The organism is Kocuria sp. SM24M-10, assembly GCF_001027955.1.
GTDB lineage: Bacteria > Actinomycetota > Actinomycetes > Actinomycetales > Micrococcaceae > Kocuria > Kocuria oceani.
Genome location: NZ_LDNX01000162.1, coordinates 70,329 through 89,435, shown reverse-complemented (window position 1 = coordinate 89,435; position 19,107 = coordinate 70,329). Strand labels below are relative to the sequence as shown.

Genomic DNA, 19,107 nt, shown 5'->3' with positions numbered 1-19,107 from the left:
GGAGCGCCCCCCGGGCGCCCGAGCCGCCGAGGAGGCCCCGTGGACGACAGCCAGCGCATGTGGGAGGACCGGTACGCCTCCGGGGAGGACTCCCCGGACGGCACCCGTCCGCATCCGGAGGTCGCCGCCCTCCTGGAGCGGACGGCCGGGGAGCACGCGGGCCGCACCCCGGCCGCGCTCGACCTCGGGGCCGGCACGGGTCGACACACCCTGTCCCTGGCCCTGGCCGGCTACGACCCCACGGCCGTGGACTTCTCCCCGAGCGCCGCGCGCGTCCTCGCCGACGCGCTGGCCGAGCGGGGTCTGCCCGGCCGCGCCCTGGTGGCGGACCTGCGGACCTGGAGCCCCGAGCAGGAGCAGCTCTCCGGGCCCGATGTGGTGCCCCGGCAGTTCGACCTGGTGCTCGCCGTCTACTTCCAGCACGACCTCTCGCTGCTGCGCCGCGCGACCGAGTGGCTCGCGCCGGGCGGCCGGCTGCTGTGGATCACCCACGCCCCCGGCAGCGTGGAGGGCCCGCCGCCGACCGTGCCGCGCCCGGACCTGGAGGAGACGGTGGCCGTGCTCGAGGGCAAGGGCCTGGACCTGCTGCGCGCCGAGCAGGTCCGCACGACGCCGACCGCGCTCGACGTCGTCGTCGAGGGGGTCCGGCCCCGCTGAGGCCCCCCGACATGCGGAAGGGCCCCCGCGGCGCACCGCGGGGGCCCTTCTGCCGTGCAGGACCGGGAACCGGTCAGGCGGGGACGACCTCGAACTCGACGTTCGCGTTGACGTCCTCGTGCAGGCGCACGGAGGCCTGGTACACACCGGTGGTCTTGATGTGCTGGTTGAGCTCGACCTTGCGCTTGTCCACGGAGCCGAGGCCGGCGGCCTCGACGGCGTGGGCGACGTCCTCGGCCTTGACGGTGCCGAAGAGACGTCCCTCGGCGCCGGCCTTGACCGGGATGGTCACGGTGGCGGAGGTCAGCTTCTGGGCCAGGGCCTGGGCGTCCTCGAGCGAGGCGACCTCGCGGGCGGCGCGGGCGGCCTTGATGCTCTCGATCTGCTTCTCGCCGCCGCGGGACCACGGGGTCGCGAAGCCGCGCGGGAAGAGGTAGTTGCGGGCGTACCCGTTCTTGACCTCGACCACGTCACCGGCAGCGCCGAGGCCGGTGACCTCGGTCGTCAGGATGATCTTTGCCATGAGTGTCTGTCCTCTCTGATCAGCGGCCGGCGCCGGAGTAGGGCAGCAGCGCGACCTCGCGGGCGTTCTTGATCGCCAGAGCGATCTTGCGCTGCTCCTGCACGGTCACACCGGTGACGCGGCGGGCGCGGATCTTGCCGCGATCGGAGATGAACTTGCGCAGCAGCGCAACGTCCTTGTAGTCGATCTCAGTGACTTTGGCAGCCTTGAGCGGGTTCTGCTTTGGTTTGGGCTTACGAAGTTCAGCCTTGGCCATCGTGGTGCTCCTTGTTCTTCAAGTGGAGCCCGCGGCTGGTCACCGCGGGATGGGGTGTGTGTCGGGAAAAGCGGGGAAGGCCTAGAACGGCGGCTCGTCGTCCTGTCCGCTGCCCCAGTCGTAGTTGCCGCCGGAGGACTGGCTCCACGGATCGTTCTGGGGCGCGGCCTGCGGAGCGGGCTGACGCCCGCCGCCGCCACCACGGCCACCGCCGAAGCCGCCGCCCTGCTGGCCGCCGCCGAACCCGGAGTCGCCCCCGAATCCGCCGCCGCCCTGCGGGGCGCCGCCGCCGAAGCCACCGCCCTGCTGGCCGCCGCCGCCGCCGAAGCCGCCGCCCTGCCCGCCGGAGCGGGCGTTGCGGTTGACCTTGGCGGACGCGTAGCGCAGCGAGGGACCGACCTCGTCGACGTCGAGCTCCGTGACGGTGCGCCGCTCGCCTTCCTTGGTCTCGTACGAGCGCGACTTGAGCCGACCCTGGACGATGACGCGCATGCCCTTCTGCAGGGACTCCGCCACGTTCTCGGCCGCCTCGCGCCACACGGAGCAGCGCAGGAACAGGGTCTCCCCGTCCTTCCACTCGTTGGACTGGCGGTCGAAGGTGCGGGGCGTGGACGCAACGGTGAAGTTGGCCACGGCCGCACCCGACGGGGTGAAGCGCAGCTCGGGGTCAGCGGTCAGGTTGCCGATTACGGTGATGACGGTGTCACCAGCCATGTGGACCTCCCGGGTCGAAGAAGTTCGCGGTCGTACGGGACGTGCTGGGGATCTCCAGCATCTCACCGGTGGGCCCTCGCGGGGCACCCTCGGCGATCAGCCTGTGAAGTCCTTACTCGGCGGAGATCTTCTGCTCTTCCGGGCGGATGATCTTGGTGCGCATGATCGCCTCGTTGAGGTTCAGCACACGGTCGAGCTCCTGGGCGGTCTGCGGGGTCGCGGTGAAGCGGACCACGGCGTAGATGCCCTCGGACTTCTTCTGGATCTCGTAGGCGAGGCGACGGCGGCCCCAGATGTCGACGTTGTCGACGGTGCCGTTGTCCTTGGTGACGACCTCGAGGAACTTCTTGAGAGTCGGCTCCACGGCACGATCCTCGACCTCGGGGTTGATGATCACCATCAGTTCGTATTCACGCATGTTCGAACCCACCTCCTTCGGGCTGAGCGGCTGCGGTCCTTCCGCAGCAGGAGGTTCTGTAGCGTCGTCCGCGCACCGGCGCCGCACGTCGGGCGGCGGGCACACAGACCTCACAACACTACTACATCCGCGGCTCCGCACCGAACGGGGCGCCCGGCCGGGGCAGCCACGTCCGGGGGACGCTCACCGGCGGTAGGCGCTCCGGGCGATCGAGGCGTTCACGAACGCGGTGCGGAACGGCATGGTGAAGATGTCCAGGAACATCAGCAGCGCCCACGGCACGAGGAACAGCAGACCGATGCCGATGCCCACCGTGCTCCAGCCGAGACCGCCCAGGAACAGGTAGATCAGGCCCCAGACGGGCTGGCGGAGATAGAACTTGTGCACTCCCAGCGAGCCCAGGAAGAACCACAGGACGTAGGCCAGGAGCAGGGACTTGCCGCCCACCACGTTCACCACGGGCGCCCCGGCGGGCACGCCGTGCCCGCTCCCGTAGGGCTGTCCGTACGGCGCGCGGGGATACCCGGTGGGCGCCCCTTGACCGGTTCCGAACGGCTGCCCGTAGGGCGCGCCGCGGTAGCCGGCACGGCCGGGATCGTCGTTCAGCGGGACGGGGCGGTAGTACTCGGGCTCGGGAGCCACGGGGGTCCTCTCGGGGGCGGGCCGTCCGGGCGGACGGGATGTCGGGGGACCGTCCGGGGGACGGCCTCGACCAGCACAACGACCGGTCGGTGAGCGCTATTCCGGGCGGCGGACCGCCGCGAGGTGCTCGGGGCGCACCGGCCCCACGTGCCCGGCGAACTCCTCGCGCCCGCGCAGCCAGGCCGCGACGAACGGGCACACGGGCACGATCGTCAGGCCTGCGGCCACGGTGTCCTCGAGCGCGGCGGCGGCCAGCCGGCTGCCCAGGCCCTCGCCCTCCCGGTCGTCGTCCACCGTGGTGTGGAAGAAGATCCGCTGGGGCCCGGCCGGGGTGCCGAAGGGACGGTAGTGGGCCTCCCCGACGACCGTGCCGCCGTCGAGCAGCTCGTAGCGGTGCCGGTCGGGGGCGTGGCGGACGGTGATCTTGGCATCCTGCGGCACGGGTGCTCCTGTCGGGTCGGTGGCGGATTCCCCCGGAGCCGGCCGCGGCACAGGGGTATTCCGATTAGGCTACGCTTTTCTTGTCAAATGATCGTCGTGCGGTCACCCGGACCGCCGCGCCCGAGGAAGAGGCCCCGATGCGCCGTCGCCCCCTGTACGTCACCACCGGCATCCTGACCGCGATGACGGCGGTCGTCACGGGCTGCGGCACGCTCGGCCTGGGCGAACAGCCCGCCGACCTGCAGATCTACTCGGCACGGCACTACGACCTCGAGGGCGCGTTCGGCCAGTTCACGGACGAGACCGGGATCACGGTGGAGTTCATCAGCGGCGACGACGCCGAGCTCCTCGAGCGGCTCAAGGCCGAGGGGGACGACACCCCGGCGGACGTGTTCATGACCGTCGACGCGGGCAATCTCTGGAACGCCGCCCGGCAGGACGAGCTCGCCGTGATCTCCTCCCCGACCCTGGACGAGGCGGTGCCCGAGGACCTCCGGGACTCCCAGGACCGCTGGTTCGGCCTGGCGATGCGGGCGCGCACGCTCACCTACAACCCGGACAACGTCGACCCCGCCGAGTTCGACGGCCAGGAGAGCTACGCCGGGCTGGCCGACCCGAAGTGGAAGGGACGGCTGTGCATGCGGGACGCCACCTCCGCCTACACCCAGTCCCTGGTCGCGAGCCTGATCGACCTGCACGGCCGGGAGAGGGCCCTGGAGATCGTGGAGGGCTGGGTGGCCAACGACGTGGACATCCAGAGCAATGACGTGCTGTTGCTCGAGTCGATCGACGCCGGGACCTGCGACGTGGGGATCAACAACCACTACTACCTGGCCCGCACCCTCGAGGAGAACCCCGAGCTGAACGTCGACCTGTTCTGGGCCAGCCAGGACGGCGCCGGCACCCACGTGAACATCTCCGGGGCGGGCGTGGTCGAGGGGTCCGACAACCCCGAGGACGCGCAGCGGCTCATCGAGTGGCTGGCCACCGACGGCCAGAACGCGTTCGTCGACGCCAACCACGAGTTCCCCGTCAACCCCGCGGTGGAGCCCGAGCCGACGATCGCCGCCTTCGGGGAGTTCGAGCGCATGCCGCTCAACGCGGAGGCCTACGGGGACCTCAACGCCGAGGCGGTCGATCTGCTGGCCGAGGCCGGATACCGGTGACCGAGACGGCCGTCCTCGCCGAGGCCCGGCCACCCGTCCCCCGCCCGCGCCGGGGCGCGGGCACGGGCCGCCCGTGGTGGACGGCCCTCGTCGTCCTCGTCGCGGTCCTCGTCGCGACCCCCGTCCTGGCCGTGGTGGCCGACGGCCTCGGCAGCCTGGGCGAGGGCAGCCCGCCGCGCGGGCTCGGCCGGATGGTGCTCACCACCCTGACGCTCATGCTCGGCGTCGGAGCGGGGACGCTGGTCGTGGGCGGGGGGCTGGCGTGGCTGGTCACGGCCTACCGCTTCCCGCTGCGCGACGTCCTGGTGTGGCTGCTGGTCCTGCCGCTGGCCATGCCCGCCTACATCCTCGGCTTCGTGTTCCTGTCCACCTTCGACGTCTCCGGGCCGGTGCAGTCCGCCCTGCGGGCGGTGCTGGGCACGAACGTGTGGACGCCGGAGGTGCGCTCGCTGCCCGCCGCGATCCTGGTGATGACCCTGACCCTCTACCCCTACGTCTACCTCCTGGCCCGAGCCGCGCTGGCCGAGCAGACGGCGGGCACCTACGACGCCGCGCGGACGCTGGGCGCCGGCCGGGCCCGGGCGCTGCGCCGCGTCCTGCTGCCCCTGGCCCGTCCCTCCCTGGCCGCCGGACTGGCCCTGGTGATGATGGAGACGCTCACCGACTTCGCCACCGTGCAGTACTTCAACGTGCAGACGGTCTCGGTGGGGGTCTACCTGGTGTGGAAGGGCAGCTTCGACTTCCACGCGGCCACCCAGCTGGCCGTGCTCGTGCTGCTCTTCGCGGTGGCCGTCCTGGCCGGCGAGCGCCTGCTCCGCGGCCGGGCCCGGTTCCACCAGCGGGGCGGCCGCGGCCAGGGGCTGCAGCCGGAGCGGCTCACCGGGTGGCGCGCCTGGGGCGCCACGCTCCTCGGCGTCGCCGCCCTGTCCGCCGGCTTCCTCCTGCCCGTGCTCCAGCTGCTCGTGTGGGCCATCGGCGAGGTGGTCGGCGATCCCGCCACCCTGACCGACCCGCGCTTCGCGGACCACCTCACCAACAGCCTCGTGGTCGCGGCGATCGCCGCCGGGGCCTGCGTGCTGCTCTCCCTGGCGATCGCGCACGGCGTGCGGATGAGCGGCGGGCGGCTGGCGGCCTCCGCGGCCCAGCTCACGACGTTCGGCTACGCCGTCCCGGGCGCCGTGGTGGGCATCGGCGTCCTCATCGCCTTCGCCGGGCTGGACACCGCCCTGGAGCGCGCCGGGGTCCCGGGCGGCACCGGGCTGCTGGTGACGGGCTCGGTCCTGGGGATCCTCTACGCGTACGTGATCCGCTTCCTCGCCCCGGCCTACCAGGCCGTGGACGCGAGCCTGGGCAAGATCTCCCCGACGATCACCTCCTCCGCGCTCAGCCTGGGCGCCTCCCCGCTGCGGGTCCTGACCCGGGTGCACCTGCCCCTGGCCCGCCCCGGCGTGGCGGTGGCCCTCGTGCTCGTGCTCATCGACGCAGTCAAGGAGCTGCCCATCGTGCTGCTGCTGCGTCCGTTCGGGTTCACCACGACGTCCGTGTGGGTCTACGAGCTCGCCCGCGAGAACTTCTGGGAACGGGCGGCCCTGCCGGCGCTGGTGATCGTGGCGGCGGCGGTCGTGCCCGTGTTCGTCCTGGTCCGGCAGACGCGCCGGGCCGAGCACCGCGGAAAGGTGGGCCGATGACCGTGCGGACCGTGAGCGCGGACCGCGCACCCCGCGCCGGCCAGGCGCCGCCCGCCCTGGTCCTCGACCGGGTCAGCAAGCACTACGGGGACTCCGCCGGCGCCAGCGCCCTGGACCTGACGGTGGCGCCCGGGGAGCTGGTGACGCTGATCGGGCCCTCCGGCTGCGGGAAGTCCACGACGCTGCGGCTCGTGGCCGGGCTCGAACGGCCCGACGAGGGGACGATCCGCATCGCGGGGGAGGTGGTGGCGGACGGGCGCCGGTTCCAGGAGCCCGAGCACCGCCGGGTCGGCCTGGTCTTCCAGGACCACGCGCTGTTCCCGCACCTGACGGTCGCGAAGAACGTCGCGTTCGGGCTCGACCGGTCCCCGCGGGCCGGGCGCCGGGCCCGGGTCGGGGAGGTCCTCGAGCTCGTGCGGCTGAGCCACCTCGCCGACCGCTACCCGCACGAGCTCTCCGGCGGCGAGCAGCAGCGCGTGGCCCTGGCCCGGGCGCTGGCGCCCCGGCCGGCCGTCGTCCTGCTGGACGAGCCGTTCTCCAGCCTCGACGAGTCCCTCCGCGCCCAGGTGCGCCGCGACACCACGGCCACGCTGCGCGAGACCGGCACCACCGCGGTGCTGGTCACCCACGACCAGACGGAGGCCCTCTCCGTGGGCCACCGCGTGGTGGTCATGCACGACGGGGTGATCGAGCAGGCCGACACCCCGGAGAAGGTCTTCGAGCAGCCCAGCACCCGGTTCGTCGCCTCCTTCATGGGCGACGCGGACTTCCTCCCGGCGCGGGTGCACCGGGCGCTGCTGACCTGCGAGATCGGCATCGTCTCCACGGTGCCGGGCTGGGCCGACAGCGACGTGGCGGTCGACGTGGTGCTGCGCCCGCACGAGGTGGCGCTGCGCCCGGACCCGGACTCCCCCGCACGGGTCTCGGCGGTCGAGTACCACGGCGCGTTCGTGCTCCACCACGTGCGCCTGGCCTCGGGCCGGACGCTGCGCTCCTGGCAGCCCCACAACGTCCGCCACCCCGTGGGGACCCCCGTGGCCGTGACGGTGGCCGCGGGCACCACCCCGACGCTGCTCGTCGACGACCGGGCGGTCACCGCTCCGCCGCGGACCCGGTCCGGGGCCGGACGTTCCCCCATGTCCGACGAATTGGACAAGACTTTTCTTCGCTAATCGATTCTTCTAAGGTGGCGCCGTGACCACGCAACCGGATCTGGCCCGCATCCCCTTCGTGGCCGGGCTCGCCCGGCACGGGGACCGTCCTGCCGCCCTCACCCGCGACGGGACGCTGAGCTACCGCGAGCTGGCCGAGCGCGTCGACGCCGTTGCCGCCCGCCTGGGCGGTGGACGCCGGCTGGCGGCCCTGGCCGCGGCCAACGACCTCGACTCCCTCGTCGCCTATCTCGCCGCCCTCAGCGCGGGCCACCCGCTGCTGCTGGTCCCGGCCGACAAGCCGGAGGCCCTGGCCTCCCTCGTGGCCGCCTACGACCCCGACGTCGTGCTCCGGTCCGGGGACGGCTCCCTCGTGGTGGAGGAACGGCGCCCCGGCACCTGTCACGACCTGCACCCCGACCTGGCGCTGCTGCTGAGCACCTCCGGCTCGACCGGCTCCCCGAAGCTCGTGCGCCTCTCGCACGAGAACCTGGCCGCCAACGCCGAGGCGATCGCCGAGTACCTGGCCATCGGGCCCGGCGACCGCGCCGCGACCACGCTCCCGATGTCCTACTGCTACGGGCTGTCGGTGATCAACAGCCACCTGCTGCGCGGGGCCGGGCTCGTGCTGACGGACCTGTCCGTGGTCGACCCCTGCTTCTGGGAGCTGTTCCGCGAGCACGGGGCGACGTCCTTCGCCGCGGTGCCCTACACCTTCGAGCTGCTCGAGCGCGTGGGCTTCGCCGAGATGGACCTGCCCCGGCTGCGCTGCGTCACCCAGGCCGGCGGGCGGCTGGCGCCCGAGAAGGTCCGCCACTACGCCGAGCTCGGCCGGCGCCGCGGCTGGGACCTGTTCGTCATGTACGGGGCCACGGAGGCCACCGCCCGGATGGCCTATCTGCCCCCGGGCCTGGCGACCGAGCGTCCCGGGTGCATCGGCGTCCCCGTGCCCGGCGGCGCCTTCCGGATCGACCCCGTGGAGGGCCTGGCCGACGGCGAGCTCGTCTACACCGGTCCCAACGTCATGCTCGGCTACGCCGAACACCCGTCCGACCTCGCCGCCGGGCGCACCGTCGAGGAGCTGCGCACCGGCGACCTGGCCCGCCGGCACCTCGACGGGCTGTACGAGGTCGTGGGGCGGCGCAGCCGCTTCGTGAAGATCGTGGGCCTGCGCGTGGACCTCGGGCAGGTCGAGCGCACCCTCGCCGAGCTCGGCGTGACGGCGGCGGCCGCCGGCTCGGCCCCGGGCTCGGACGAAGGCCTCGTGGTCGCAGTCGAGGGCGCGCACGAACCGCGGCTGCTGGGCAAGGTCCTCGCCCAGAGCGTGGGCCTGCCCCGCACCGCCGTCGCGGTGCACGCCGTGGAACAGCTGCCCCGCCTGGCCACCGGCAAGGTGGACTACCCGGCCGTCGCCGCGCTCGCCGCCCCCCGGACCGTTCCTGCCCCGCCCGCGGAGAGCGCGGCGCAGGGTCCGCAGGACGTCAAGCGGATCTTCGCAGAGGTGCTGGACCGCCCCGACGTCGGCGACGACGACACGTTCGTCTCCCTCGAGGGCGACTCGCTGTCCTACGTGGCGGCCTCGGTCCGGCTGGAGCAGGCCCTCGGGCACCTGCCTCCGGACTGGCACGTCACGCCCGTCCGGGACCTGGTCCCCCGGGCGGCCCGGCCCCGGCGGCGCCTGGTGTCGTTCCTGGAGACCGGCATCGTCCTCCGGGCGGTCGCGATCGTGTGCATCGTCTGCACCCACGTGGAGCTGTTCACGTTCCAGACCGCCCACCTGCTGTTCGCGGTGGCCGGCTACAACTTCGCGCGGTTCCAGCTCACCGGTCGGCGCCTGCCCCGCCTGCGGCGCCACGTGCGCAGCCTGGGCCGCATCGTGGTCCCCTCCGTGGCCTTCATCGCCGTGGCCCACCTGCTCACCGACGACTACACCCTGGCCAACGTGGTGCTGCTCAACGGGATCGTGGGCCCGCAGGAGCTGACGAGCCAGTGGCACTTCTGGTTCGTCGAGATGCTGGTCTACGTCCTCGTGGCCGTCACGGCCCTCATGGCGCTGCCCTGGGCCGACCGGGCCGAGCGACGTCTCCCGTTCGTCTTCCCGCTGCTCCTGCTCGGCCTGGGGCTGCTCAGCCGCTACGACGTGGTGGACCCCGGGCTGCCCAAACCGGCCCCGGTGTTCTGGATCTTCGCCCTGGGCTGGGCGGCCGCCCGGGCCCGGACCCCGCTGCAGCGGTGCCTGGTGTCGGCTCTCACGGTGCTGAGCATCCCGGGCTACTTCGACAGCGCGCTGCGGGAGGGCACGCTCGCCGTGGGCATCCTCCTGCTCCTGTGGGCGCCGGCCCTGCCCGTGCCGGCGGGGCTGCGGCGCCTGACCGGCCGGCTGGCCGCGGCGTCCCTGTACATCTACCTGACGCACTGGCTGGTCTATCCCGTGCTGCTGCCGGTGCACCCGGTCCTGGCCGTGGTCGCCTCGCTCGCCGCGGGCGTGGCCTACTGGCTCCTGGCCGAACGGGTGCTCCGCAGCCGGATGCTCCGCGGCGGGATGCGGCGGGGCAAGGCGTTCGGGGGCCAGGCACTCGGGGATCAGGCACTCGGGGGTCAGGCACCCGGCGCCGGAGGCGGGCCGGGCGCCGCCGGCGGGCCCGGGCGCACACACCGGACCTGGTCGGGCCCCGTGGCTAGTCCAGGCCCACGCTGATCTCGGCGCTCTGCCCGGTGGAGCGCACACTGGCGAGCACCGGGAACTCCACGCGCTCCGTGACCGGCTCACCGTCCTCCAGGTAGCTCAGCCGCGCCTCGGCGGGCCGGTACGGGTCCGCGACCCAGCGCAGCGGGTCCCCCGGCGAGCCGACCAGCACCAGGGCGGGCCGGGAGACGAGCCGCCAGCGGACGTCGGTGATGCCCGGGTCCCCCGCCCCGCCCCCGTCGGGAAGACCCGCGGCGGTGTCCGGGGACTCCTCCGGGCCGGTGTGGCGCGCCGAGCTCGGGCAGCCCTCCGGAGCGAGCTCCTCCGAGGCCATGCAGGTGCGCAGCCACTGGGTGATCCGTTCCTCGGTCTCCTGCCACATCCGCGGGGACGGCTCGATCCGCAGGTCCACGGACGCCGGGCGCGGATCGCGGAAGGCCATCCGCACCGGGGGCAGGGGCACGGGCACCTGGTAGTAGGAGTTGCCGGGCAGCCCGATCGCGTAGTCCCCGGGCAGGGCCTCGAAGCGCCACGCGCCTCCCGGGCCGGTGGGGTCCGGCACGCGCTCGTCCGGGTCCGGGCGGATGCTCTCCCCGTTGACGGAGATCTCGTCCAGGGGTGCCGGGAGGTGGACGGCCAGGGGCGCCACGTCCGGGGAGTCCAGCTCCCAGTGGTCGTTGAAGGGACCGCTGCGCTCCACCCGGTGCACGCCGTAGGTGTGCACCTCCTCCCGGACGCGGTCCCCGCCCTCGGGGTCGTCCCACCACACGCGCACCCGGATCTCGGCGTGGTCGTCCTGCACGTCCGCGCGCAGCACCTCGTGGCCGCTGATCCGCCCGGCCGCGTTGCGGTAGACCCGGTTGGCGAAGATGTTGAGGGTGGGATCCGCGACCACGGCCTCCGCCCGGGACAGCAGCTGCCGCGAGCGCCCGTCCTCGAGGCCGCCCAGCCAGGTGTGCACGGGGTCCTGGGGGGCGCGGTCGACGAAGAACCAGTTGAACGCCGAGCTCAGCCCGGTGACCAGGACCACGACCGCCGCCAGCCAGGTGAGCAGCGTCCGGCGCAGCCCGTGGGCGTCCTCGGCGGTGAGGACCGCGCCGGGCTCCCGTTCCCGTGGCACCGCCACCGCTGCCTCCCCGTCCGACGCCAGCTCGTCCGGCGCGCGCCGGTGCTCCGGGCCGCGCTGCGGCCCACCGGCTCACATCGTAGATCGGGCGCCGCGGCAGCGGCAGGAGGAGCCCTACAGCGCGCGTTTCTTGGTCACGAGGATCCCGGCGAGCACGAGGAGCAGACCCCAGGCGCCGTAGACCAGACCGGACTCCACGTGGTTGAGCACGGCGTCCGAGGGCTGGTACACCGTGGTCAGCTGGGTGCTCGCCGCCCCGGGGGAGTAGGGCTTGGCGTCCTCGAGCCACTCGAAGGACAGGGCGAAGAGGACGAACTCCAGGACCAGCAGCAGCACCACGAGGACCACGATCCCCCACGTGGTGGACTTCAGCAGGGCCCCCAGTCCGAAGCCCAGCCACGCCGTGATCATGTAGAACAGGCCCACGGCGAGGATGTTGAGCAGGATCGCCTCCTGCCACACGTCGTAGCCCAGGTCCCCGCCGGCGAGGATCGGCTGGACCAGCAGGTGGCACAGGAACGCGCTGAGCACTCCGAAGAGGAACGCGACCACGGAGAGCACCACCGTCTTGGCGAGCATCACCGGGGTGCGCCGCGGCACGGCCGTCATGGTGGTGCGGACGGCGCCGGTGGAGTACTCGGAGCCGATGAACAGCACGGCCAGCGCCCCCAGGAGCAGCATGACCAGCTGCAGGCCGCCGTTGGCGCTGGTCATGGCCAGGTACTCGCTGAAGCCCATTCCCTCCGGCAGGGCGACGCCGGACTGCTCGGCGATCTGCTGGTCGGACTCCGCGACGAACGCGTCCCGCTGCTGCTGGACCTCCTCCTCCGTGAGGCCGATCTCCTCGGGGCTGCGCCCGTCGAGCGTGGCGTCGACCTGCTCCTGCGCGGCCTGCTGGTTGATGTCCTGCAGGGAGGTGGTGCTCCAGGCGCTCAGCGCCCCGAAGCCCAGGGCCAGCAGGAGGGCGACGGCGAGCAGGATCCAGTGGGAGCGCAGGGAGCGGAACTTGATCCACTCCGAGCGCAGGACCCGGCCGAAGCCCAGGCGGGCGTCGAACGCGGGGCCGGCGTGCCCGGTGGGGCCGGTGCCGGTGGTCTCCGGACGGGGTGCGGTCGAGGTGCTGGTGCTCATGCTCGGTCTCCGGTTCGTGCGGCGGGGCCCGCCCAGGGCGCCCGGGTGGTCTCGACGGGGGCGCCGCCGGAGCGGTACTCGACCTCGTCCTGCGTCATGGCCATGTAGACGTCCTCGAGGGTCTCGGTCTGCGGGGTGAGCTCGTACAGCAGCACCCCCGCGGACAGCGCGGCCTCGGCGATCCGCCGCGGCGCGGGCCCGGTGACCAGGGCCCCGTCGTCGTCGAACTCCGTGATCTCGGCGTGCTCCTCCCGCAGGGCCCGGCGCAGGGCCTCCCGGTCGGTCGTGCGCACGCGGGTGCGGGCGCGCTCCCCCGCCAGGAGCTCCTCGATGGGCGCGTCGGCGAGGATCCGTCCGCGGCCGATCACCACGAGGTGGTCGGCCGTCTGGGCCATCTCCGACATCAGGTGGGAGGAGAGGAAGACCGTGCGGCCCTCCGAGGCGAGGTACCTGGCGAGGTGGCGCACCCACACGACGCCCTCGGGGTCGAGGCCGTTGACGGGCTCGTCGAGGACCACGGTGTGCGGGTCGCCGATCAGGGCCGCGGCGATGCCCAGCCGCTGGCCCATGCCCAGGGAGAAGCCGCCCACCCGCTTGTCCGCCGCGGCGCCGAGCCCGGTGAGGTCCACCACCTCCTGGACGCGGGAGCGCGGGATGCCGTGGGTCGCGGCGAGCGCGGACAGGTGGGCCCGGGCGGTGCGCCGGGGGTGGACGGCCTTGGCGTCCAGGAGCACGCCGACCTCCGAGAGCGGGGCGCGGTGCTCGGCGTACGGGCGGCCGTTGACGCGGGCGTGCCCGCTGGTGGCGGACTCCAGGCCCACCAGCAGGCGCATGGTGGTCGACTTGCCCGCCCCGTTGGGCCCCAGGAACCCGGTGACCCGGCCCGGACGGACGGTGAAGCTGACGTCGTCCACCGCCGTCTTGCCACCGTAGGTCTTCGTCAGGTTCTCGATCTCGATCACCGGCGCTCCTCCCGAGCACTCGTCATTGCGGTCCACCCTCAACGTACGGGACCCGGGACACCGTCCGGCACCCTCGGAAGGATGAGCTCCGCGGTCCTCCGCGGGCCCGGTCTCCCTCTTCCGGCGGAGGAGGCGACGGCGCTCACTCCGCCTCGGGAACGCCGATCTGCATCGCCCGGCGTCCGCGCAGGACGTCGACGGCCACCACGACCAGGAACCAGACCAGGAACAGCACCCGCACGGCCGCCAGCAGGTCCTGGGCGTCCCAGCCCGTGCGGCCGGTCCACGGCAGGACCGGCCACGCCGCCTCCGGCAGCACCAGCGTGGTCCACCACAGCACCTCGACGAGCTGCCAGGCCGCGAACTCGATCCAGTTGCGCCGGCTGAGCACCACCAGCGGGGCGAGCCACAGGGCCTGGACCAGGGAGTAGCCCGGGCCGGTGAGCACGAGCACGGTGAGCAGCAGGAAGGCGACCTGGACGACGCTGGGCTCCTGGCGGGTGAGCAGCGTGAGCACCAGCACCGCCGCGCAGCCGAGCACGAGGGCCAGGAGCACGTGTTGCCCGGTCTCCGCCGCCCCGGGCACGGCGTCCGCCCGGCCCCAGACGCTCCACAGGGAGGAGCCTGCCACCGGGCGGTCGGCCGCCGCCCGGAACCGGCCGAGCCACTGCTCCCACGCCGCGATCATGAACGGGCCGTTGACCAGCAGCCAGGCGGCCAGGGTCCCGGCCAGTACCACCGCGAAGTCCCGGAACTGGCGGTACCGGGCGGCGAGGAACAGCACGGCCAGCAGGACCACCAGGGGGAACAGCGCCACGGACGCCCCCAGGCCGAGGAACACCCCGGCCGGTCCCGGGCGGCCGCGCACGTGGAGGAGCAGCGCCAGGACCATGAGCAGCACCGCCCACAGGTCCCACGTGGTGAAGCCCACCAGTGCCGCCACCGGGGCCAGGGCCAGGACGAAGGCATCGGCCCGGCGGCGGCCGGAGAGCCCGGAGACCACGGCGACCGTGGCCAGCCACAGAAGGGCCAGCAGCACCACGGACAGGTTCGCGAACACCCCGCCGCCCACGTCCGTGCCGAGCAGTGCGGAGAGCCGGGCCGCGACCCACCCGAGCACCGTGGTGATCATCCCGACCAGCGCGGGTTGGTCCCCGGCGGGGCCTCCCGTGAAGAACCCGTCCAGCGTCCCGGCCGTGGCCGCCGGGGTCACCTCGGTGGCGCACAGCGCGGGAAGCTGCTCGGCGGCCGCCCCACCGGGCACCCGGCAGGGCAGCCGCAGCAGGTAGGCCACCATGACCGTGTAGAGGCACAGACCCGCCAGCTGCAGCCCGTGGCCGCCGAGGCGCCCGCCCAGCCGGCTCATCCGGTGCACCGCCGTCCGCGCAGCGCGTCCGCCGTGACCCGGGCCGCCGGAGAGGCCGTCGCCACCGGGTGCAGGGCGATGCCGCTCCGGGCACCCGTCGGGAGCAGGACATGGAGTCCGCGATATATGCCTCGAGGAGCATGAAACCGGTTCGTCGTCGCGGCGGCGGACGGCAGGACGCCGACGGCGCCCGTCTGCGGCACCGGGTGCTCCGGCGGCGCGGAGTGCCGCCCCGGGTCCGGGGCGGTGCGGGGGGTGTCCGGGACGGACTCCACCCGGGTGCTCACAGGGTGTCCGCCGCCCAGGCCCGCAGCCGCCGCTCCGCTTCCTCGGGGCCCAGCTCCCCCTCGTCGAGACGCAGGTCCAGCAGGAACCGGTAGGCCCGCCCGACCACGGGGCCCGGGGGGACGCCGAGCACCGCCATGATCTGCTGGCCGTCCAGCTCGGGGCGCACCGCGTCGAGCTCCTCCCGCGCGGAGAGCTCGGCGATGCGCCGCTCCAGGTCGTCGTAGGCCGCGGACAGCCGCGCCACCTTCCGCCGGTTCCGGGAGGTCACGTCCGCCCGCGTCAGCCGGTGCAGCCGCTCGAGGCACTCCCCCGCGTCCCGGACGTATCGGCGCACGGCCGAGTCGGTCCAGCCGGCGTCCCCGTAGCCGTAGAAGCGCATGTGCAGCTCCACCAGCCGGCTCACGGTGCGGATCGTGTCGTTGTCGAAGCGCAGCGCGCGCATCCGCTTCGCGGTGAGCTTGGCACCCACCACCTCGTGGTGGCGGAAGCTCACCGCACCGTCGGCCCCGAAGCGGCGGGTCGCGGGCTTGCCGACGTCGTGCATGAGGGCCGCGAAGCGCAGGGCGAAGTCGGGCGCGGGCACGGGACCGTCCGGGCCGGACTCCAGCTCCGCGGCCTGCTCGAGGACCGTGAGGGAGTGCTGGTAGACGTCCTTGTGCCGGTGGTACTCGTCCCGCTCGAGCTGCAGGGCGGGCACCTCGGGCAGCACCACCGCGGCGAGCCCCGTCCCCACGAGGAGATCGACCCCCTGCCGGGGCCGGCGCCCGCAGATCAGCTTGACGAGCTCGTCCCGGACGCGCTCGGCCGAGACGATCGCGATCCGCTCCGCCATGTCCGTCATGGCCTCGCGCACCTCCGGGGCCACCTGGACGTCGAGCTGGGAGGCGAAGCGGGCGGCGCGCATCATCCGCAGGGGGTCGTCCGAGAACGAGTCCTCCGGGGCGCCGGGTGTGCGCAGCACCCGGGCGTGCAGGTCCTTGACCCCGCCGTGCGGGTCGACGAGCTCGAGCCCGGGCAGGCGCAGCGCCATCGCGTTGATCGTGAAGTCGCGGCGGAACAGGTCGTCCTCGAGGGAGGTGCCGAAGGCCACCTGCGGTTTGCGGGACTCGGCGTCGTACGCCTCGGCCCGGTAGGTGGTCACCTCCAGCTGCACGTCGCCCCGGCGCATCCCGATGGTCCCGAAGTCCCGGCCGATCTCCCACACCGCGTCGGCCCAGCCCGCGACCACGCCGAGGGTCTGGTCGGGCGTGGCGTCGGTCGTGAAGTCCAGGTCCAGGGCGGGCCGGCCCAGGAAGAGGTCGCGCACGGGCCCGCCCACGAGCGAGAGCTCGTGGCCGGCGTCGGCGAACCGCCGCCCCAGGTCGAGGGCGGCGGGATGGATCGCGTCGATGTCGGGGAGCTGCGTCATGGTGCCGCCCATTGTTCCAGACCCGGGACCGCCGGCCCGTCCGGACAGGGCCCTCGGGCGGTCCGGGAACCGGTTCGCGGACCCGCCTGCGGCCCCGTTCCCGGACCCGATCATGGACGGGTGCCCCGGCGCGTCGAGGGCCTCCGTACGGACCCTCCGGCGCTCGGGCGGGAGCCGGGGGGATTGTGGCAAGGTAGGAGACATGGCTTTCCCCGTCCCCAGCGCACCGAAGAAGCGGCCCACCGCGCCGGCCGCCGCGCTGCCCACGGTCGAGGAAGTCTCCGCCGGGGGGATCGTCGTCGACCTCGCCACACCCTCCCACCCGGTGGCCATCATCGCCCGGATCAACCGGGGCGGACGCCTCGAGTGGTGCCTGCCCAAGGGCCACCCCGAGGGCGAGGAGACGAACGAGGAAGCCGCGATCCGCGAGATCGAGGAGGAGACCGGCATCGCCGGGCAGGTGCTGAGCCCACTGGGCAGCATCGACTACTGGTTCACGGTCTCCGGGCACCGCGTGCACAAGACGGTGCACCACTTCCTGCTGCGCGCCACCGGCGGGCACCTCACCACGGACAACGACCCCGACCACGAGGCCGTGGATGTCGCGTGGGTGGACATCGACGACCTCGGCCGGAAGCTGTCCTTCCCCAACGAGCGGCGCATCGCCGACATCGCCCGTGAATACATCATCCACCAGCTCTGAGACGGAGCGCTCCCCCGGCGAGCGCCAGGACGCGCCACCCGCCCCGGTCCGGCGCTCGGGTGCGGCCTCCAGCGCCATCATGGCCTCCGGCACGCTCGTCTCCCGCGCGCTGGGGTTCGTCAAGATCGTGCTCATCACGGTGGCCATCGGCTCGGTCACGACCGTCTCCGACGTCTTCGAGCTGGCGAACACGCTGCCGAACCTGATCTACGTCCTCGTGGCCGGCGGGATCTTCAACGCCGTCCTGGTGCCCCAGATCATCAAGGCCTCCAGGACCGCCGACGACGGCGGGGCCGACTACATCTCCCGCCTGCTCACCCTGGCCGTGCTCGCGCTGCTGGGGGTGACGGCGGTCGTGGTGGCCCTGGCGGGACCCATCGTGCGGACCATGGGCACCGACTGGACCGAGGCGCAGCTCTCGCTCGGACTGACGTTCGCGCTGTTCACGTTCCCGCAGATCTTCTTCTACGGCCTCTACACCGTGGTGGGTCAGGTGCTCAACGCCCGCGGCGCCTTCGGCTGGTACATGTGGGCGCCGGTGGTCAACAACGTGGTGGCCATCGCGGCGCTGCTCGTGTTCATCCAGCAGTTCGGGACGTACGCCCAGACGGAGCACTCCCTGGACGACTGGACACCGGCCAAGACGTTCTGGCTGGCGGCCATGGCGACCGTGGGCGTCGCCACCCAGGCTCTCGTGCTCTTCTGGCCGCTGGGCCGGCTGGGACTGCGGCTGCGCCCCCGCTTCGGCTGGCGCGGCATCGGGCTCTCCACCGCCGCGCGGCTGGCCGGCTGGACCCTGGCCACGGGGATCATCGCCAATCTGGCGTTCCTGGCCCTCACCAAGGTCGCCGCGATCCCCACCGGCTACCGCCCGGAGTACCTCGCCATGGACCCACCGCAGCAGATCGCGGGCGTCGCGGCGCTCAACCAGGCCTCGATGCTGTACTCCCTGCCGCACGGGGTGATCGGGCTGTCCATCGCCACGGTGCTGTTCAACCGGATGGCCGCCGCCTCCACGGACGGGGACCGGGCCGGCATGGTGGCGTCCCTGTCCTCGAGCCTGCGGATCACGGGCGTGGCCACGGTCTTCGCCACCGTCGCCCTCATCGTCTTCGCGGGACCCCTCGGCATGCTCTTCAGCGGCGGTGTGCCCTCCGCCGGAGCCGTGATCGGCCAGGTGATCACGGTGATCGCGATCGGCGCGCCCTTCATGTCCATCTCCTTCATGCTCGGCCGGGCCTTCTACGCGCAGGAGGACGCCCGCACCCCGTTCCTGGTGCAGGTCGGGGTGGCGCTCTTCACGGTGCTGTCCGCCCTGCTGATCTGGTGGTTCATCGCCCCGGACCACATCATCTTCGCGGTCGCCGCGTGCTACGCCGCCCAGAACATCCTGAGCACGCTCGTCTACCACCTCGTCCTGGTCCGCCGGATCGGGGACTACGACCTCGCCCGCATCATGGACTCCCACGCCCGGATCCTCGTGGCGTCCCTGCTCGCCGGCCTGGTGGGTGCCGTGGTCCTGTTCCTGCTCGGCGGCTACGACCCGGACGGCTTCCCCTGGACCAACCAGCTGACCGCGATCGCGACCGTGGCCGTGGGCGGGACCGTCATGGGGACCGCCTATCTGGGCGCCCTGCGGCTCTGCCGCGTCCGGGAGCTCGACAGCCTCGTGCGCCCGGTCCTCGCCCGGCTCGGCCGCTGACCGTGTGACACGGCTCTCCGCCGCGGGCCGCCGGGACCGGTAAAGTGCTGAGTGGTCGGTGACGTGGGTCAGGAACACC

At 73.2% G+C, this 19,107-nt stretch carries 18 protein-coding genes; 7 read left to right on the top strand and 11 right to left on the bottom strand.

What is annotated here, in order from left to right:
* Positions 1–39 precede the first annotated feature (39 nt).
* The gene (locus tag ABL57_RS22540) at positions 40–657 is read left to right on the top strand and encodes a bifunctional 2-polyprenyl-6-hydroxyphenol methylase/3-demethylubiquinol 3-O-methyltransferase UbiG (RefSeq protein WP_053005204.1); all 618 of its coding nucleotides are present in this window, start codon (positions 40–42) and stop codon (positions 655–657) included.
* Between the two features lie 73 nt (positions 658–730).
* On the opposite strand, the gene rplI is transcribed toward ABL57_RS22540, so the two are convergent.
* The 6 genes from rplI to ABL57_RS19345 all read right to left on the bottom strand — a co-directional run bounded on the left by rplI (position 731) and on the right by ABL57_RS19345 (position 3,651).
* Complete coding sequence (gene rplI / locus ABL57_RS19370) at positions 731–1,180, bottom strand: 50S ribosomal protein L9 (protein ID WP_047805112.1); 450 nt, start codon at positions 1,178–1,180, stop codon at positions 731–733.
* A 19-nt stretch (positions 1,181–1,199) separates the two neighbouring features.
* Positions 1,200–1,436 (bottom strand): 30S ribosomal protein S18, encoded by a 237-nt coding sequence (gene rpsR, locus ABL57_RS19365; RefSeq protein WP_017835048.1) that lies wholly within the window; start codon positions 1,434–1,436, stop codon positions 1,200–1,202.
* 81 nt (positions 1,437–1,517) lie between these two features.
* Positions 1,518–2,150 (bottom strand): single-stranded DNA-binding protein, encoded by a 633-nt coding sequence (locus ABL57_RS19360; RefSeq protein ID WP_047805111.1) that lies wholly within the window; start codon positions 2,148–2,150, stop codon positions 1,518–1,520.
* 112 nt (positions 2,151–2,262) lie between these two features.
* Positions 2,263–2,568 carry a 30S ribosomal protein S6 gene (gene rpsF / locus ABL57_RS19355; RefSeq protein WP_047805110.1) on the bottom strand — a complete coding sequence of 102 codons (306 nt, stop codon included), beginning with the start codon at positions 2,566–2,568 and terminating at the stop codon, positions 2,263–2,265.
* 183 nt (positions 2,569–2,751) lie between these two features.
* Positions 2,752–3,210: a TM2 domain-containing protein gene (locus ABL57_RS19350; protein WP_047805109.1), complete on the bottom strand. Its 459-nt coding sequence runs from the start codon at positions 3,208–3,210 to the stop codon at positions 2,752–2,754.
* A 96-nt stretch (positions 3,211–3,306) separates the two neighbouring features.
* On the bottom strand, positions 3,307–3,651 hold the full coding sequence (locus ABL57_RS19345; RefSeq protein ID WP_047805108.1) for a GNAT family N-acetyltransferase: 345 nt from the start codon (positions 3,649–3,651) through the stop codon (positions 3,307–3,309).
* A 137-nt stretch (positions 3,652–3,788) separates the two neighbouring features.
* Between ABL57_RS19345 and ABL57_RS19340 the strand changes: the two genes are divergently transcribed.
* Genes ABL57_RS19340 through ABL57_RS19325 form a run of 4 tightly spaced genes read left to right on the top strand, consistent with a single transcriptional unit; the run spans position 3,789 to position 10,354 of the window.
* Entirely contained in the window at positions 3,789–4,817 is a 1,029-nt protein-coding gene (locus ABL57_RS19340; RefSeq protein WP_053005202.1) for an extracellular solute-binding protein, read from the top strand.
* Positions 4,814–6,505 (top strand): iron ABC transporter permease, encoded by a 1,692-nt coding sequence (locus ABL57_RS19335; RefSeq protein WP_047805107.1) that lies wholly within the window; start codon positions 4,814–4,816, stop codon positions 6,503–6,505. Before ABL57_RS19340 ends, ABL57_RS19335 begins: the two co-directional genes overlap by 4 nt.
* On the top strand, positions 6,502–7,677 hold the full coding sequence (locus tag ABL57_RS19330) for an ABC transporter ATP-binding protein (RefSeq protein WP_047805106.1): 1,176 nt from the start codon (positions 6,502–6,504) through the stop codon (positions 7,675–7,677). The genes ABL57_RS19335 and ABL57_RS19330 overlap by 4 nt, the downstream gene beginning before the upstream one ends.
* Positions 7,678–7,699: 22 nt before the next feature.
* Positions 7,700–10,354, top strand: coding sequence for an AMP-binding protein (locus tag ABL57_RS19325; protein WP_082157595.1), 2,655 nt, complete (start codon positions 7,700–7,702; stop codon positions 10,352–10,354).
* Here the strand turns inward: ABL57_RS19325 and ABL57_RS19320 are convergent.
* The 5 genes from ABL57_RS19320 to ABL57_RS19300 form a co-directional block, all read right to left on the bottom strand.
* Complete coding sequence (locus tag ABL57_RS19320; protein WP_047805105.1) at positions 10,335–11,468, bottom strand: hypothetical protein; 1,134 nt, start codon at positions 11,466–11,468, stop codon at positions 10,335–10,337. The two genes, ABL57_RS19325 and ABL57_RS19320, sit on opposite strands and share 20 nt — an antisense overlap.
* 114 nt (positions 11,469–11,582) lie before the next feature.
* The gene (locus ABL57_RS19315; protein ID WP_047805104.1) at positions 11,583–12,599 is read right to left on the bottom strand and encodes an ABC transporter permease subunit; all 1,017 of its coding nucleotides are present in this window, start codon (positions 12,597–12,599) and stop codon (positions 11,583–11,585) included.
* Positions 12,596–13,561 carry an ABC transporter ATP-binding protein gene (locus ABL57_RS19310; protein WP_047805103.1) on the bottom strand — a complete coding sequence of 322 codons (966 nt, stop codon included), beginning with the start codon at positions 13,559–13,561 and terminating at the stop codon, positions 12,596–12,598. The genes ABL57_RS19315 and ABL57_RS19310 overlap by 4 nt, the downstream gene beginning before the upstream one ends.
* 142 nt (positions 13,562–13,703) lie before the next feature.
* Positions 13,704–14,927 carry a glycosyltransferase 87 family protein gene (locus ABL57_RS19305; RefSeq protein ID WP_047805139.1) on the bottom strand — a complete coding sequence of 408 codons (1,224 nt, stop codon included), beginning with the start codon at positions 14,925–14,927 and terminating at the stop codon, positions 13,704–13,706.
* Positions 14,928–15,210: 283 nt separating this feature from the next.
* The gene (locus tag ABL57_RS19300; RefSeq protein WP_047805102.1) at positions 15,211–16,635 is read right to left on the bottom strand and encodes a CCA tRNA nucleotidyltransferase; all 1,425 of its coding nucleotides are present in this window, start codon (positions 16,633–16,635) and stop codon (positions 15,211–15,213) included.
* A gap of 190 nt (positions 16,636–16,825) precedes the next feature.
* Between ABL57_RS19300 and ABL57_RS19295 the strand changes: the two genes are divergently transcribed.
* Positions 16,826–17,326 carry an NUDIX domain-containing protein gene (locus ABL57_RS19295; RefSeq protein WP_047805101.1) on the top strand — a complete coding sequence of 167 codons (501 nt, stop codon included), beginning with the start codon at positions 16,826–16,828 and terminating at the stop codon, positions 17,324–17,326.
* Between the two features lie 79 nt (positions 17,327–17,405).
* Entirely contained in the window at positions 17,406–19,028 is a 1,623-nt protein-coding gene (gene murJ, locus ABL57_RS19290) for a murein biosynthesis integral membrane protein MurJ (RefSeq protein ID WP_047805100.1), read from the top strand.
* Positions 19,029–19,107: the final 79 nt, after the last annotated feature.